At 39.2% G+C, this 17,917-nt stretch carries 13 protein-coding genes; all 13 read right to left on the bottom strand.

All coding sequences use genetic code 11. The annotated features are described in order from the left end of the window. Positions 1-42: 42 nt before the first annotated feature. The 13 genes from RU86_RS00200 to RU86_RS00140 all read right to left on the bottom strand — a co-directional run bounded on the left by RU86_RS00200 (position 43) and on the right by RU86_RS00140 (position 17,794). Complete coding sequence (locus tag RU86_RS00200) at positions 43-2,436, bottom strand: glycogen/starch/alpha-glucan phosphorylase (protein ID WP_096813475.1); 2,394 nt, start codon at positions 2,434-2,436, stop codon at positions 43-45. Positions 2,437-2,517: 81 nt separating this feature from the next. After that, a complete protein-coding gene (gene glgA, locus RU86_RS00195; protein WP_096813474.1) occupies positions 2,518-3,957 on the bottom strand; it encodes a glycogen synthase GlgA in 1,440 nt (479 codons plus the stop codon). Continuing rightward, a complete protein-coding gene (gene glgD / locus RU86_RS00190; protein WP_096813473.1) occupies positions 3,954-5,102 on the bottom strand; it encodes a glucose-1-phosphate adenylyltransferase subunit GlgD in 1,149 nt (382 codons plus the stop codon). The genes glgA and glgD overlap by 4 nt, the downstream gene beginning before the upstream one ends. After that, positions 5,089-6,234: a glucose-1-phosphate adenylyltransferase gene (locus RU86_RS00185; RefSeq protein WP_096813472.1), complete on the bottom strand. Its 1,146-nt coding sequence runs from the start codon at positions 6,232-6,234 to the stop codon at positions 5,089-5,091. Before RU86_RS00185 ends, glgD begins: the two co-directional genes overlap by 14 nt. A 103-nt stretch (positions 6,235-6,337) precedes the next feature. Continuing rightward, positions 6,338-8,512 (bottom strand): 1,4-alpha-glucan branching protein GlgB, encoded by a 2,175-nt coding sequence (gene glgB / locus RU86_RS00180; protein ID WP_096813471.1) that lies wholly within the window; start codon positions 8,510-8,512, stop codon positions 6,338-6,340. A 300-nt stretch (positions 8,513-8,812) separates the two neighbouring features. Then, positions 8,813-10,591 (bottom strand): glycoside hydrolase family 13 protein, encoded by a 1,779-nt coding sequence (locus RU86_RS00175; RefSeq protein ID WP_245810442.1) that lies wholly within the window; start codon positions 10,589-10,591, stop codon positions 8,813-8,815. A gap of 2 nt (positions 10,592-10,593) precedes the next feature. Continuing rightward, positions 10,594-11,538: a mannose-6-phosphate isomerase, class I gene (gene manA / locus RU86_RS00170; protein WP_096813470.1), complete on the bottom strand. Its 945-nt coding sequence runs from the start codon at positions 11,536-11,538 to the stop codon at positions 10,594-10,596. Between the two features lie 247 nt (positions 11,539-11,785). Further along, complete coding sequence (gene nusB / locus RU86_RS00165; protein WP_096813469.1) at positions 11,786-12,400, bottom strand: transcription antitermination factor NusB; 615 nt, start codon at positions 12,398-12,400, stop codon at positions 11,786-11,788. Beyond that, on the bottom strand, positions 12,390-12,800 hold the full coding sequence (locus tag RU86_RS00160; protein WP_047916503.1) for an Asp23/Gls24 family envelope stress response protein: 411 nt from the start codon (positions 12,798-12,800) through the stop codon (positions 12,390-12,392). Before RU86_RS00160 ends, nusB begins: the two co-directional genes overlap by 11 nt. Positions 12,801-12,844: 44 nt before the next feature. After that, positions 12,845-13,402 carry an elongation factor P gene (gene efp, locus RU86_RS00155; protein ID WP_096813468.1) on the bottom strand — a complete coding sequence of 186 codons (558 nt, stop codon included), beginning with the start codon at positions 13,400-13,402 and terminating at the stop codon, positions 12,845-12,847. 79 nt (positions 13,403-13,481) lie between these two features. Beyond that, entirely contained in the window at positions 13,482-14,540 is a 1,059-nt protein-coding gene (locus tag RU86_RS00150) for a M24 family metallopeptidase (protein ID WP_096813467.1), read from the bottom strand. Between the two features lie 4 nt (positions 14,541-14,544). Then, positions 14,545-17,049, bottom strand: coding sequence for a bifunctional lysylphosphatidylglycerol flippase/synthetase MprF (gene mprF / locus RU86_RS00145; RefSeq protein WP_096813466.1), 2,505 nt, complete (start codon positions 17,047-17,049; stop codon positions 14,545-14,547). Positions 17,050-17,062: 13 nt separating this feature from the next. Next, entirely contained in the window at positions 17,063-17,794 is a 732-nt protein-coding gene (locus RU86_RS00140) for an alpha/beta fold hydrolase (protein ID WP_096813465.1), read from the bottom strand. Between the last annotated feature and the right edge of the window lie 123 nt (positions 17,795-17,917).

Below are 17,917 nucleotides of genomic sequence, written 5' to 3'. Positions count from 1 at the left end.
TCATAATGATGGTCTATTTTTTTATGCTTTACTACTTAGGTCCTAAATGATTCCCCAAATGTCTTTTGCATAGCCTTCTATTGTGTCATCACTCGAGAATCTACCAGAATTGGCAATATTTTTGATGACTTTAGCTTGCCAGCTAGGTTTATCTTGATAAAGCGCTGAAATATAGGCTTGTTTTTCAGCATAATCCGTAAAGTCTTCTAGTAAGAAGTACTCATCATTATAGGAGATAAGGGCATCCCAAATTTCATGACCCTCATAGTGTGTATTTGGAATCGTCCCATCTATAAAGGCGTCAACAACGCGTTTAATGGTTGGGTCTGAGTCATAGATAGCCCGAGAATTATAGTCATGCTTATCATAATGGGCGTAGACTGCATCTTTATCCATACCGAAGATGACAATATTATCCTCACCAACTGCATCTTTTATTTCGATGTTAGCCCCATCTAAAGTGGCTAGCGTTAGTGCACCATTCATCATGAATTTCATATTTGAGGTACCGCTAGCTTCTTTACCTGCTGTAGAAATTTGTTCGGATACATCTGCTGCTGGCACAATCAATTCTGCCAGACTGACGTTGTAGTTTTCTAGGAAGACAACTTTTAGTTTATCGTTTAAGCTTGTATCATAGTTAATCAGATTAGCTAACTCGTTAATAATTTTAATGACTGATTTAGCAAAGTGATAGCCTGGTGCAGCTTTTGCCCCAAAAATGAAGACACGTGGCGTCATCTCTAATCCTGGATCAGCCTTCAAATCTTGATACAATTTGATGATGTGCATGACATTTAGCAACTGTCGTTTATAAGCGTGCAGTCGTTTCACTTGCACATCGAAAATAGCATCTATTGGTAAGTCAATATCAAGGGTCTTTTTCACGTAATCAGCTAATTTTTGTTTATTAGCCTGTTTCACTTGATAGAATGACGTTTGAACGTCACTCCTCGTTAGCACTTCTTCTAACTTGGACAACTCATGAATATTTGAACGCCATCCCTTGCCAATCAAGTCATCAAGCAAAGTTGACATGCCGGGATTGGCAATCTGGCTCCAACGACGTTGAGCAATCCCATTCGTTTTATTGTTAAATTTCTCAGGGAAAAGGACGTAAAACTCTTTTAATACATCCTCAATCAACAATTCCGTATGTAGCTTAGCAACACCATTAACTGAATGACCACCTATAATGGCTAGATTAGCCATGTGAATTTGGTTATTTTGGACAATTCTTGTGCGATCAATAATGCCAGTATCAACTTTTCCAACCCATTCCTTGACGAACTTACGGTCTATTTCCCCAACGATCTGATGAATCCTTGGCACGATTTCTTTAAATAAGCCAGTATCCCATTTCTCAAGTGCTTCGGATAAGACTGTATGGTTGGTGTAGCTCATGACTTTGCATGTTGTTGCCCAGGCATCATCCCATTTGACACCATAATCGTCCATCAAAATACGCATTAATTCTGGTACTGCCATGGCTGGATGTGTGTCATTAATATGCACAGCTACTTTTTCATGGATTTTGGCCATTGGTAAGTGCATCTTAGCGTAGGAAGCGACGATTGTCTGTAAACCAGCTGATACCATAAAGTACTCTTGAATCAAGCGCATGGCCTGGCCATCACGTGATGAATCATCTGGGTATAAAAAACTTGTAATATCTTCAACACGTCGACGATCTGCAAGCGTTTGATAATCTAGCTCATATTTTTCAGGAAGTTCAACATCCCATAAGCGTAGGTTATTGACAACACCATTATTAAAGCCAATTTGGATGACGTCATAAGGCACTGCATGCAAGGTTTTAACATTTTCATAGATTGGTTTTAAAGCACCATCTTCTTGAGGTGCTAAATACACACTACCATAGATTTTAACATCTACTGCTGAATGGGGCTTCTTCGTCTCCCATACGCTACCTTCTGATGGTAACCAAGCATCAGGTAACTCAACTTGATAACCATTCACAATTCTTTGCTTGAACAAGCCGTATTTATAGCGAATACCGTTACCAAATCCAGGTGCACCGATCGTCGGTAGACTATCCATGAAACATGAGGCCAGACGACCCAATCCACCATTTCCTAAGGCCATATCACGTTCAGCTTCGACTAAGACAGCCAAGTCAACGTTAATATCTGCTAGTGCTTCCGAAACAAGATCATAGATGCCAAGGTTTAACAAATTTGTCTGTAACATTTTACCCGGTAAAAACTCGATTGAAAAATAGTAAGCCGTTTTTTTCTGTTCTTTGACAATCTCATCTCGACGACGTAGCCAATCAGACATCACATATTGTTTAATGAGTTTGCCTAGTGTTCTAAAGTGTTCTTCTGCAGTTGCTTCATTATTATCAACCAGATAATCTGTATGCAATTGCGCTTTAAACGCTTTTATAAACTGTTCTTTTGTTAACTGTTCCATGACCGCTACCTCGTTTTATTTTATATGGACTATATACCGCATACTACTGCATGACTAGCTAACAGCTTTTTTAGGTGATGACTAGGCTAGTAGCTTTTGATAAAGGGTGAGATAATTAAGACTTGCAATATCCCATGAGAAATCAGTTGTCATCGCTTGCTTTTGTAAGTCTCGCCAAATGTTTGGCTGATTATCGTAAATATCTAGTGCATAGAAAAGTGTCTGCACTAACTGGTAGCCTGAAAAATTAGCAAAGCTAAATCCTGTGCCACGCCCATCAAATTGATTGTAAGGGAGGACTGTATCTTTTAACCCACCTGTTTCATGAACAACTGGTAGTGTGCCATAACGCATACTCATCATCTGAGAAAGCCCACATGGCTCGAAAGCTGATGGCATTAAAAATAGATCACTACCTGCATAAATCATCTGTGCTAACTCAAGATTAAAGGTGATGTTAACCGCTATTTTTTCTGGATATAGCTGGCTAAACTGAACAAAATCCGATTCGAATTTTGAATCACCCGTTCCTAATAAAACGATCTGTATATCCTTTTGTAGCAAGTTTTCCATCTCATCTATGACAAGATCAAAGCCTTTTTGATAGGTTAGTCGGCTGACAATCCCAATTAAAGGGATGTCGGCATCTACTGGCAGTCCCACACGTTTCTGGAGACTAGCTTTATTCACTGCTTTTCCTGTTAAATCTGCCGCATTAAAAGGGGCAACCAAATGGGCATCTGTCATCGGATCATAGAGGGTCGTATCGATCCCATTAATTAAGCCAGATAATTTACTGGATACCATGCGCAGGATTCCGTCTAATCCCTTACCAAATGCTGGTGTTTGAATTTCACGTGCATAGGTCGGTGAAACAGTCGTGACTTGATCCGCATAGATGATACCTGTTTTCAACCAGTTAAAACACTCTGCCATGCGAACTGTGCCGTCCTCATAACGCTCTGTACCCATACCAAACAAGTCTGGTAAGAGGCCTTTGTCATATTGACCTTGGAATTCTATATTGTGAATAGTCAAGACCGTTTTAATTGCTGAAAAATTTTGTCGCCAATGATATTTCTCTTTGATTAAGAAAGGGAGGAGTGCTGTATGATAATCATTTGCGTGTAGGATATCTGGGACAAAATCTAAACGTTCTATCACCTCTAAAATAGCCAATTGAAAATAGGCAAATCGTTCCCCATCATCAGCATAGCCGTAGACATCATCACGACTACCAAAATAATCGGCATTGTCGACAAAATAGAAGGTAACGCCATCGAGTACCATCTGTTTAATACCAACATATTTCTTGCGCCAGCCCACTTGAATAAATGTCCAAAATACATCAGAGAGGTGCTCACTAAATTTTTCAGCCACCTTTTTATAATAAGGTAGAATCACACGTATCTCAACATCTGCCTGCTGGTTTAATGCTTTAGGTAGGGCACCAATCACATCACCTAAGCCGCCTGTCTTGATAAAAGGCGTTGCCTCTGCTGCTGCTAATAAAATCTTCATACCCTTACATCCTCTGTCACATGACTTTTTTTCGAAACGATAATCGGATGTGCTGCTGTACCAATCACATTGATACCTGGGTCTATTACCACCCCTTTATCAATAATGGCATAGGTAATACTTGCGCCTTCACCAATTTGAACGTTTGGAAAAATAATTGACTCTTTTATTGATGCATCTTTACCAAGTTGGCAGCGTCTTGAAATAATCGCATTCTCTACACGTCCTTCAATAACAGAGCCCGAAGCAAACTGTGCGTTATAGATTTCAGAGGAGGCAGCAAAATACGTTGCCTCTTCATTTTTGACCTTTGTATAGACTTTTTGCGTTGTATGCAATAAAGAGTTAAATTTTTTCGGATCTAACATATCCATATTAGCATCAAAGTAAGATTTAACATCATAGATATTTTTCATATACCCTGTATACTCATAGCCAAGTGCCCCTAATTCAACAAGTTTGTTGAGTAAAAGGAATCTTAACTTCCGAGGTGCTTCTTGGTGCTGTTCACTTTCCATCATGGCAATCAAGAAATCTGTATTGATAATATAAATCCCTGTTGACATCTTAATCAGCTCATCATCTGAATGATCCTGTTCAGCATAGTTAATCACTGATGTCACCGTATCCGTTTCATCCAGTTTCAGAACACTATTAACTGAACTCATCTGATCTTTAGGCATCTTTTTATAGACAATACTCATCGTTCGTTGGTTGACTTCATGCACATGAATCAATTGATCCAAATTAATGTTACATAAAATATCAGCCGTTGAAAAGATTGTATATTGGCTATATGAGCGACGTAAGAAAGTCAGCAGTTGCGGATAATAAGTTGGGTCACATACGATTTCCTCACGATCATCGTTATTATAAAAGCCAACGAAAAAGTGGTTTAATAATGTATTTAGTCCCCACTCACGGCCTGTTCGAATATGGTCGAGTACAGATGGGACATTCTTTTGAGAAAAAATACCATAAATATTGGTAACCCCTGCATTAACGAGATTTGAGAGTTGAAAGTCGATCAAGCGATACTTGCCATCAAATGGTAACGTCGCAAGTGGTCTAGAATCAACTAGTTGACCAAGATTATGTGTGCCTAGCGCATTTCCTAAAATCGCGCAATATTTAGCTGTCTTCATTTTCTACCCCCACTACCTCTTTATACCCAACGACTGCAATCTCTTTTTCAGTGCCGATGATTTCAACATTGGCACCAATTCGTGTCCCTTCACCAATAATGGCATATTTGATCACTGCTCCTGACTCAATCACACAATTTGTCATGATGAAAGAGTCTTCGATTACAGCTGTTTCATGAACTTGGACATTGGTTGAAATAATCGCATGCTTGACAGCACCCGCTACAATCGCACCATCTACAACGAGCGAATCTCTGACTTGCGCCGTTTCACTAATGAAATTAGGTGGTGCAAATTCATTATGTGAGTAAATTTTCCAACTCCGATCCCGGCTATCAAGTTCGTTATCAGGTGAGATATAGGCCATATTTGCCTCATGCAAGGACTCAATCGTGCCGACATCTTTCCAGTAACCTGAAAACTCGTAGGCATAAACAGGTTCCCCTGCGTCTAAATAGGCTGGTATGACATTTTTCCCAAAATCACTCATATCTACCTGATTTTTTTCACCGTTTGCTAAAATTTGGCGGAGTTCTTTCCAGTTAAAAATATAGATACCCATTGATGCCTTGGTCGATTTGGGATGCTCAGGTTTCTCTTCAAACTCAACGATACGATTTGACGTATCCGTGTTCATAATACCGAATCGACTTGCTTCGTCCAAAGGGACATCCATAACAGCCACTGTTAAGGTCGCCTGGCTATCTTTATGGGCACGTAGCATATTATCATAATCCATTTTATAAATATGGTCGCCAGATAAAATCAAAACATATTCCGGATCCAACTTATCAATATAGCTCATATTTTGGAAAATAGCATGACTCGTTCCCTCAAACCACTTATTGCCTTCCGTAGCTGAGTAAGGTTGTAAAATCGTCACACCACTGTCAATACCATCTAGTCCCCAAGCAGAGCCATTACCGACATGGGCATTTAGTTTCAGCGGTTCATATTGTGTAATCACCCCAACATTTTTAATCCCTGAATTCACACAATTTGAGAGTGCGAAATCGATAATCCGATACCGTCCACCAAACTGCACAGCAGGTTTGGCAATACTAGATGTCAATGCGCCTAGGCGAGTCCCTTGACCTCCAGCTAAAATCAATGCAAGCATTTCTTCTTTCATACTCTTTCCTCTTTCCTTTTTATAAAGGTAATCTTGTCATATAGTGGAAAATAACATGGTGCATGATAAATTGATTTTTAGGTAGTTCGCGTTGATGATTTACTCAATTGTTGGTTTTTAAAGTCTCATATTCGGACATGGCTCGCTGCCAAATGCCCAGTTTAGTAGCACGCTTATAAAATGCATAGACTGTTTTATAAGGCGGGAACCTGTCAGGTAATTTTGACCATGCACGACCGGTTTGTTTAATGAACAAGACGGCACTCACAAGGTCTCGCTTATCATATTTCGATCGTGACCCGACTGGAAAATAGGGGGCTAGTACTGCCCACTGTTGCTCTGTGACATGACCGACCAATAATGGCTCATGTGACTTACTGCTTATGGCTTGGCTTTGTTTGTCAGTCTCTTCTGCTAATACTTGCCAAATGACCGCACCAAGTGCAGGTAGCGTAAAACTCAAGGTTTGCTCATATGTTTTCCACTGGGCTTTCTGAGTTTCTTGATCAGCATTATGGGCTTGCCAGTTCCCACCAAAGATGGACATCTCTGTATTGAATACTTCAGTATAAGTACCCGCAAGTGGCACACCTATGGTAAACTGATGGCGTTCGATTGGTGCCATATTAAAGACACAAATCAATTGGTTGCCTGATGCATCTTTCCGGATAAAACTCAAGACACTTTGTGCTGTATTATCTGCATCAATGACTTCAAATCCAGAATAATCATGGTCGAGTTCAAATAACTGAGGAAACTCACGATAAACATGTGACAAACTGCTTGTGAAGTACTGCATCTGATCATTCAACTCATCGGAAGTCTCCCATTCAAGCTGCCAATCATATTTCCATTCTAGAAATTGACCAAATTCTTGTCCCATGAACAATAACTTTTTGCCTGGATGACACATTTGATAGGTTAGTAGATTTCTCAGACCGGAAAATTGTTGCTTGCGATCACCCCACATTTTATGCATCAATGATTTTTTCCCATGTACAACTTCATCATGGGAGAAGGGCAGGATAAAATGTTCATCCATCATATACATAAAACTAAAGGTCAATAGATTAAAATACTGACCACGATAGAGCGGATCCATCTGATAAAATTTTAAAACATCATTCATCCAACCCATGTTCCATTTGAAGTCAAAGCCTAAGCCACCCATTTCGACCATACCGGTTATCTTGGTTTGACTCGTCGCCTCTTCTGCTGATAGCATCACATCTGGGTGAGATAATTTAATCACACTCGTTAATTTTTTGAAAAAGGCAACCCCATCATGGTTAATATTTGACCCATCTGAGTTAGGTGTCCACTCCCCTTGATCATAATCTAAATACAGTGTATTAGATACGGCATCAATTCTGACACCATCAAGATGATAAAATTCAATCCAAAATTTTAGGGATGAGATTAAAAAGGATTGCACTTGCGGTTTCGATAAATCAAAGTTTAATGCTTGCCAGCCGACATTGCGTGCCTTATTTTTATCTTGATACTCATAGGTTGGCGTCCCATCATAGTAGGCCAAAGCATCATCATTTTGAGAAAAATGACCCGGCACCCAATCTATAATCACACCAATTCCTGCTAAATGGGCTGCTTCAACAAAATCCTGAAATGCCTCTGGTGTGCCATAAGTATGCTCCAAGGCAAAATAACCAGTCAGTTGATACCCCCAACTCATCCCTAGCGGGTGCGTCATCAAGGGCATAAATTCAATGTGGGTAAAGCCCAGCGACTTGACATATGGAATTAACGTTTTAGCTAAATCTGAGAAGGTATATAAGCGCCCATCATCATGCCGCTGCCAAGAGCTCGCATGTACTTCATAAATACTTACAGGTGAGCTAAACATATCCCACTGACGTCGATTTGTTAACCAGGCCTTATCCTGCCAATCTTTAGGTGAAATATCATAGATCTGGGCTGCTGTATCAGGCCGTTCACCAAACCGAATGGCATAAGGATCTAGCTTCTCAATCATTTGACCAGTTGAGCGGGTCACAAGATACTTATAATAGTCGCCAGTTGCGACTTGACCTGCTAGTAAGTAGACTTCCCAAACGCCTAAATGAGTTAAGGTCATCTGTATCGGCTTACTTCGCCATTGCGTCTTGTCGCTGATTAATGCAACCTGTTTTGCATGAGGTGCCCACACACGAAAAACGTAGCCGTCTGCCGTTCGATGACAGCCAAGGTAGTGTTGTGCATGAAAATTTTCGCCAGTTGAAAATGTGCTTAATGCCTTATCTATTGACTGTTGGACCATCGCAACCTCCTTATCATATAACCCTTATTTAATTCTAATTATAGCACAAGGTGAAACCGTTTGCTTGAATTAGCCTGAAAATTCAGTATTTAACAGCACTTTTTCATATATAAATAATTTTCCCTTAATGTGAATAGTTAGCTACTCTTAGTGCTCCTTTTTACGCAGTATACTTAATACACTATCCGGCATCATATCTTCTTGTAAAGGCGGAAAAAGCATAAAAAAAAGATAAGACATCAGTCTTATCTAAACTAGCTAACTTTTTTTGCAGTAGCCTACTAATAGTTTATCTGCTCTTTATTTTAATTTATAAATACTTTCAAGTGCACCAACAAAAAACGGGGAAAATTCAACCGGTTGCGCTAAAAATGTCATATCCTGTGCATTGACTAATACGCCTTCATTTGTAAGATTAAAAATAAAAATCGCAGACTGCGTCTCATCTGTCCGGACAAATCCAAAAATCTTATCCGAATAAAACAAGCTGATATCACCATTGGCTAGAGCAGGTATTGATTTTCTAATCTTAATCCAATTTTGATAAATCTTTTGGCTATCTTGATTGATACTATCCCAAGGGAAAAAGGCTCTATTATCTGGATCTTTTAGACCAGTCATCCCTGCTTCATCTCCATAATAAATCGTCGGCACACCAGGTAAGGTCATCAATAAGCCAACGGCTAAATTAAGTTTCGTCAAATCATGATCAAGCAAGCTTAAGATCCGCTCTGTGTCATGGGTCCCGATATTATTAAAATTATTTAAAAAGATGTCTCTAGGATAATTTTCAGATAACTGCATCACTTTTTTCGCTGCTTGTTCTGGTGATAAACCACCTACTAACAAGCCTAAAATAATATCGCGGAATGGGTAGTTCATGGTCGCATGTAAGCCGTCACCGTATATATACTTGCGATATTGGTCATAAGCGACTTTACGTGATGCATCCTCCCAAACTTCACCAATGAGGACTTGATCAGGATAGCGCTCTAAGGTATCCCGAATCCCTTTGATAAAGGTATCTGGCAGCTCATCTGCTACATCAAGGCGCCAGCCATCAATCCCAAGGCCATTCCATTTATCCAGAACGCTATCTGCATCTCCGTAAATAAACTGCTGAAAACTTGTCTTACTTTTATCTATCGTTGGCAGATCTTTAATCCCCCACCATGACTTATAGTCATCCGGATAGTGATTAAATGAAAACCAATCAAAATAAGGAGACTTATCAGTTTGATAGGCGCCCAACCCACCAGATTTACCATCAAAATCAAAGTACTTAGAGTTTCGACCAACATGAGAAAAAACACCATCCAATATCAGTCTCATATCATTTTGATGAAGGGCAGTAACTAAGGCTTGAAAATCAGCTTCAGACCCTAAAATAGAGTCAATTTTCATATAGTCACTTGTATCGTATCTGTGCGTACTTCTTGCTTCAAAAATTGGATTAAGATAGAGTGCTGTCACACCCAATGTTTTCAAGTAAGGCAGCTTACTTACAATCCCTTGTAAATTACCACCATAAAAAGTCCAATGCGTGATATCCCCATTTTTTTCTCGGATATAATAAGGTTTATCTGTTTCTTTCCCATAAAAGAAGATATCATCCTTTTGATTGGCATGGCCTTTCTGGGCAAAAGCATCTGGGAAAATTTGGTAAAAAACGGCGTTTCGATACCAATCTGGTGCTTTTTCTTTTTTTAAAAAGATGGTTTGTGTATAGGGAACAACTGCTCCCTCATCCGCATAAGTCATCCCTAACCCACCACCTATGTCTGTTGCACCATAAAAGTAACGGTACTCATGTGGCCCATCAAACTCAATGATTTGGAAATAATAGCTATAAAAGCCAATCTCAGACAAGGTATTTAAAGAAAAATGAAAGTTTTTCTCAGAAGTAGCTGTCATTTTCTCATAGGATTTAAAGCCTTTTTCGAATTGAATAACAAAGTTCACTTCTACATGATGCGGCGTATCGATGAGTAAATCAAATTCAAAATTTGTGCCAATCAGCGCGGCACCAAAAGGTCTTTTATAGGCAGAAACCCAAGAATTATAGGTAATTTCAGCCATACTTATTCTCCATCATGGCTAGCAATAATCATTAACTGACCATCAAATTCCCAACTTGCCATATCACTTGTTAAGATAAAATGATCCCCTCTTTTAACAGGGTACCCTTGACCAGCTACAGTTAGTGTGCCTTGTCCTTCCAAGACAGAACATAGCGTGTATGGGGCAGTTTTATCAAACTTAGCTAATCCCGAAATTTCCCATTTTTCTACGGTAAAAAACGCGTTTGAGACATAAGACGTCTTGATTAGATTTGACGTCTCTGTTACTACAGCTGTCGTATTTGCTGGTGCACCAAAATTTAGCACATCAATTGATTTGTCAATATGCAATTCTCTTAGATTGCCTTGATCATCTTTCCGATCAAAATCATAGACACGATAGGTGGTATCTGATGACTGCTGGGTCTCTAAGATAAGAATCCCCTTACCAATCGCATGCATGGTCCCACTCGGCACATAGAAAAAGTCTCCCGCCTTAACCTGAACTTTTGTCAGTAAATGATCCCAATCCCCTGATTCGATCATCTGACGTAATTCAGCCTTATTTTCAGCATTGTGACCATAAATTATTTCAGCACCTGGTTGCGCTTCAATAATATACCAACATTCTGTTTTACCAAGTTCTCCTTCATTAGCCAGACCATAGGTATCATCTGGATGGACCTGAACACTTAACCAATCGTTAGCATCTAAAATTTTTGTGAGTAACGGAAAGACATCTTTCTTACTGTTCCCAAATAAGGCACGATGCGTTTGATACAGTTCATCTAGTTTAACACCTGAGAATGGGCCATTCTTAATGGTTGATACCCCATTTGGATGGGCAGAAATGGCCCAGTATTCGCCTATTTTATCTGATGGTAGGTCATAGCCGAATCCTTTAAGGTGATCGCCACCCCAAATCTTTTCTTGAAGTACTGAATCTAAAAATAATGGTTGTGTCATGTATGACCTCTCTCTACAATGAATTGATCATTGAAAACAATTATGTTACTATTTTACCAAATATTTCTGATAAATTGGGATTTAAAATTAAGAAACTAATTCATTAGAAACAACATCTGCATTTGCTGATTCCTGTCGTTGAGTTGGCGCATACAAGCTTAGATTAAGAAACCATTATCTTCTAGACTAGCACAAAAAAGCTAATACAAGGATAGCTATCACTTGTATTAGCTTTTTAATCACGCAATTATTCACCTATTTTGGTTAAAATAGCGTTTATAAATTTCGCATCTTTTTCATCGTTAAATACTTTTGCAAGTTCAATCGCTTCATTTATGGCAACAACACGAGGTGTTTCAGAAAATAGGATTTCAAAGGTCCCTAATCTGAGAATCACGCGATTGATCGGTGCTAAACGTTTGATAGACCAGTTTTTAGCCAGGTATTGGCTAATTGCTTCATCAACAGCTACTTTTTTAGCGCGAACACCATAGACTAGAGACATCAAAAACTCTAAGTTTTTTTTGTGTACGTCGTCAAATCTATCTGTTAAAATAGTCGCCTCAATTTGTGTCTCTACGACTGCTTCTGGTGTAACAGACTCACTCGTAAACTCTTGTCTCTTAGTCACGCCACCTTCACGATTTGGTGTGAATGAAAAGACATTACCAACTTTTTTGGTTTTCTTTTTTATTGCTACCACGGTATCATCAGCTAACGTTTGACTCAAAAGGCGCGCATCGTTTGTCAAGGCAAACATCATCGCATCCTCGACTGTTTCGTCTGGTATCATCTCTAACAAATATAGGGCTTGTACAGCACGAATTCTAATTTCATGCTGGTTTAACGGCTTAGTCGACATCTAGAAAATCCTCATCAAATAGTTCTTTGAAATCAGGTTTTGGTGTTTTTTCAGGGACAACACCAGCGACATGAATGTTGACCTCATCGATTACGATATCGCTCATATCCAATACATTTTCTTTAACAATACGTTGCATTTCCATGGCAACACTTGGTACAGAAACACCATATGTTAAATAAACGTAGATATCTACGATAATTTTTTCTTCATCTTGATGCACATAAACGCCACGACCATCAGCTTTTTTTCCGATAAGATCAGCAAAACGTTTGTTTCTCAAACTGTAAACACCATCGATTTTAGCTGCTGCAACCGCAACAATCGTTTCGATAACTTGAGGTGCGATGACGATCTCACCGAGTGTTTCAATATTGATCATTGTATTTGTATCTGTCATAATTTTTTCTTCCCCTCTTTTAATACGATTAATGTCAGGCATGATTAGGCACGTTTCAAATAAGCACTTGTTTCAGTATTGATTTCAAGCTTTTGTCCAACTTCAATAAAATCAGGGACATTGACAACAAGGCCAGTTTCCATGATGGCAGGTTTTCCTGAACCAGTTACAGTTGCACCTTTGATAGAAGGTTGCGTCTCAGCAACTTCTAACACAACAGTTGTCGGTACTTGAACACCAATCACTTCAGTACCGAAGAATTGAATTTTAACTTCTGCATTTTCCAGAATAAATTTCAACTCGTTATCAACACTTTCAACTGGAATTTCATATTGATCATATGTTTCATTATCCATGAAATAGGCTGTATCATCCATCTTATATAGATATTGTGCATTATGTGTCTCAATGATAGCTTGATCGAATTTTTCTTCTGGACGATATGACGTATCAAATGTAGAGCCAGAACGTACATCACGTAATTTCATACGCATGATCGTATTGCCTTTACCAGGTTTGTGATGGCTTGCTTCTAGGACACGCAAGAGTTTGCCATCTGTTTCAAAAGTCATTCCCGCTTTCAGTTCGTTTGCTGCTACCATGTGTTATAATCTCACTTTCATTTTCTGCATTTTTGTCTGTTCTCTCCATTTTATCATATTTCAAATAATTTCGCTATATTTAGAGGATAATAAGTTCCTTGGGTGCTAAGGTTAAGACCTCTACGCCTTGACTAGTGATCAATAAATCATCCTCAATTCTGACACCACCTAGACCATCAAGATAGATACCCGGTTCATCTGTAATGACCATATTTTCTAGCAACTGCTCTTGTGATGATTTAGAAAAATAGGGTACTTCATGAACATCTAAGCCTAAGCCATGTCCGATACCATGCGTGAAGGCATCCCCATATCCTGCTGCATCAATCACCTGACGCGCAGCAAGGTCATAGTCTCCATAAGTCAGGCCTGCTTTACTTGTATCAATGACTGCTTGCTGGGATTTTTGGACAACATGGTAAATGGCTTGTAACCTGGGATCTGCTTCTCCTACAAAAAAGGTTCTTGTCATGTCACTGGCATAGTGATCATAGTAACAGCCAAAGTCGACTGTGACAATATCCCCAAATTCGATTGGTTTATGGGTCGCACGACCATGCGGCAAGGCACTTCTCACCCCTGATGCCACGATGGTATCAAAACTAATACCAGATGCACCAAGCTCACGCATCTTGAAATCTAAAAAGGTTGCCAGTTCAAGTTCTGACTTACCAGGTTCAACAAATTTAAGAAGATCTTTATAAGCTTGATCCGAAATTTGACAAGCTTTCTTAATCGTTCTAATTTCATCTGGTGATTTGATTTGTCGCTGAATTTCTATAAAATTTGTCAAAGGCTTCAAGTTACTAGCTGATAACTGTGCTTGCATGGCTTGAAATTCCGCATAAGATAAAGTATCTTCAAAGCCAAGATTACGGATCCCTTCTTTTTTGACAAGCCTATCTATCTCAGCAATCGCTTGCCGGGTCTCGATGATTGTGAAATCAGGTGCTGACTCTCTGGCAGCAGTGCTATAGCGTGAATCTGTTAATAAGTACTGTGCTTGTTGTGTCAGCAAAACAGTGCCTGCTGATCCCCAAAACCCACTTAGGTAGTAAATATTTTTTAGATTAGTCACAATCAATGCCTCTAATCCTTCAGTCTGCAGACGGTTTCGTAAGTTTAAAATCCTCGTCATCTCATCAATCCTCGTTTTCTATCACTTTTTGATTATCTTGTAGGAGAAGTGCTAGCATGACAAAGGCAATGTTAGCATTATGCGAATAGGCAGTGTAGCGTGGTTCCCAGAATGTCACATATTTTTTCTTATAATTGCGTAAGCCTTCGAAATTATAGAGGGAGTCACCAAATTGATAAATTAAGTTAGCAATCCGCTCTGATACAAATGAACTTCTTGCTGTCCCAACATTGGCAAGAGGTGTCATACCTAAATCAAACTTAGCGATACCTTCTGTTTGAAAATGTTCAAATAGCTTGATAAATAGAAAATCCATCACCCCTTTAGGGGCATCATCAGTATGTCGCATCAAGTCAATGGTCACAAACTCTTTCGTATAAGTCGGCATGATATTGGCAAAGGCAACAATCTGCTCATCTGAGCGGACGATTGCTATCGGTGCCTTCATCAAATAGGCTTCATCAAAGTAGCCAAGAGAAAAGCCTTTTTCTCGACGTTTACCCAACCACTCATCAGAAATTGCGCGGAGTCTTGTCATCACCTCAGGTGTCACTTCCTCAGCTGTCAAAATGGCTAAACGAAACCCTGCTTTCTCAACCTGATTCACGGACTGACGCTTCGTCTTATTTTTCGTTCCAGTTAAACTAAACTCAGTCAAGCTGACGTGCCCTTCTTCTCCTTGTTTAATGAAATGATAGCCTAATTCGTGTAAAATCAAGGTCGTCTTTTCATCAATTTCATAGAAGACTGGACGATAGCCAAGGTGATCTGACAGTTTGATAAAAGCGAGTAGCGCCTCATATAAACAAGACAAATCTCCTGATGGTGTCCCCATCACCAGTATCTTATCTTGACGGATAGCAAATTGCACGAGTAATTTGTCCTCATAGACCCACATCCGTTTATCACCCATAAACAAAAGCTGACTTTGTGTATTACCACCATAAGTTGACAAAATCGTTAGTGCTCTAGCTTCATCAAGCTCTGTCCCAATCTTGAGACGTTTCCCCTGTAAATAATGGAGATACAAAAACCAAACCGCTGCCACAATAAATATCCCGATCAAGCCACTAAACCAGATTTTTTCAGACGGAAATAATAGAAAATCATTTACCTTGTGATGCAGCTGATAAGCAGGTCGTGATAAGGTGCCAACGATAATATAAAGTAGCATCAAGCCGACAACGACAAAACTATCAAAAAGAATAGATTCATAACTCAAAACCAGCTGTTCTCTATATAATTCGCTGCGAATGAAGATCGTCATCAAAAATAATACCGTCATCAGGACAATAGAGTACCAAGAAAAATCATCGAAAAAGATATAGCCTATCATGGCTAGTTCTATAATCAAGGTAGGGATATAGGCGCGAGATACCCGATTTTTAATGGCACGGCTGGTGATAATTAAGAGAAAGCCCAAAATAATTTTAGGAGATTCTGAGATTAGATTTGCATTCCAAGGCGAAATACGTCGTAACCATACAAAATGTCGAAAGGCTTCGGGTACAGTAGCAGAAAGGACCAGCAGACCTCCCGTTATGCCGATTAAAAGTGAGACAACTTTATGCAAGACTTCCTTGCTCAAATTAATCGGTATACCATCAAAGCGCTTGTCAAACTCACGTCCCGTGGTAAATAGCCAACTTAAAAGACCAATACTTAGTGGCAACAGATAATAGGCGATGCGATAAAGTAATAACCAAATTAGGATAATTTCCCTGGAAACACCCATATGGAGCAGACCGAGTAACATCATCACGTCAAATGAGCCAAGGGCACCAGGTATCATCGACAAAATACCAATCACTGAACTTGCAGTGACAAGGACGATCAAACTGGCGACTGATAATTTGACATCCAGCACATGACCAATGACGATGAAGGTCAGCATAACGCCACTCCACTCTAGAAAACTGGTCAATAACAATTCAGCCTGTAGCCTTTTTTTAAGACCACCCAAATTCTTCCTAGTAAATAAAAGCACGATAACAAAATAAGCAGCAGCACCAATCAACCAAGGACTATACTGTGCTAGAAACTCATCAACCTTACCTAATCTAATAAAAGCATAGCCAATTAGGCCATAGATTGACAACCCCGACAAGGCAAAAAAGAAGACTTTTGAGATATTTGACAAAAGCTTTTCTTTACTCTCTTTACCATAATATTGACTACGTAAGCCAATGGAAACAGCACCACCAAATCCAGCGATATTGTTAATGGTGTTAATCAACCAAGATGTTTTGAGCAGCTCACCTATTGGGAAATGGGTTCCTACGAGCTTATTGAGTATCCTATCGTAGTTTAGCATGGGAAGGACACTAATGATACCTGTCAGTACAATAAGTATCACATCAAAGAAAGTTAACCTCTCAAAAATCAAGGCCAGTTTGTCCGGCTTGACTTGCTTGATCAGACTTGCAATCTGAGTCAGCGCTACAAACGCAACCGCAAGCATAAAAATGAGTTTGAAATACTTTTTATTTTGTTTAAAGAAGTTCAGCATATTCCTATCTTTCCTATTTATCTTGTAAAAAACGCGTCACATAGCGATTAAATATTGTGGGTTTGGTTTTGGAAACCGTGTGAAATCCTCTGGGTATCTCTATAAATTGACCATGGCTAGCTTGGGCAATTTTTTTAGAGGATGATAGCCTGATTAAATCATATTGACCAACAATAACTAAAACTGGCATCATAAATTTTTTTAAATCTGCTAATTTTACACCTATATCTTTGACCAATAAAGCAGAAACAGGACTACGGACAAAAAAATGTTCAATCTTTGATAGGACTCTAAATATAAAGTGGATATCCAAAAATTTTAAGTTGCCTGAATTTAAGATTAACTTGTTGACACGTTCCGGATAGTTTTTTGCAAACATCATGGCGATATTAGCCCCGTCAGAGAACCCTAAGATATCTACTTTTTTTAGATGTAAAGCATCTAGAACGTCCAAAAGATCTTGTGCCATTAGCTTGAAATTTAGCGCCTTAGAACTACTTGATTTCCCTTGATTTCTAGAATCAATGGCAATTGTATCAAATGGCAGATTCATCTGTGGTTCAAAATAGGCCGAGCTTTGCGAATTACCATGGAGCAGGATCAAAGGTGTCCCTTTTCCTGTTCGTAGGTAATGAATCACCCCACCATCCTTGACCTTGATATCCCCTGACATTATCGTATCACTTTCACCTTGCATTGTCATCCGACTTGCTCCCATTGTTAAACGTGCTAGTAACCAGTTCATATCTTTATTCTACTCTTTTAATTATAGCATGGTGTGTTTCCAATTTTAAATAATATTTAGTTGATTTTATCAACTCAGTAGTAGAAAAAAAAACCGTCTGCCTCTAAACGGTTATTTTCTACT

The sequence above is a fragment of the Pseudolactococcus piscium genome (assembly GCF_002441695.1).
GTDB lineage: Bacteria > Bacillota > Bacilli > Lactobacillales > Streptococcaceae > Pseudolactococcus > Pseudolactococcus piscium.
This window is presented reverse-complemented; position numbering and strand designations above follow the sequence as displayed.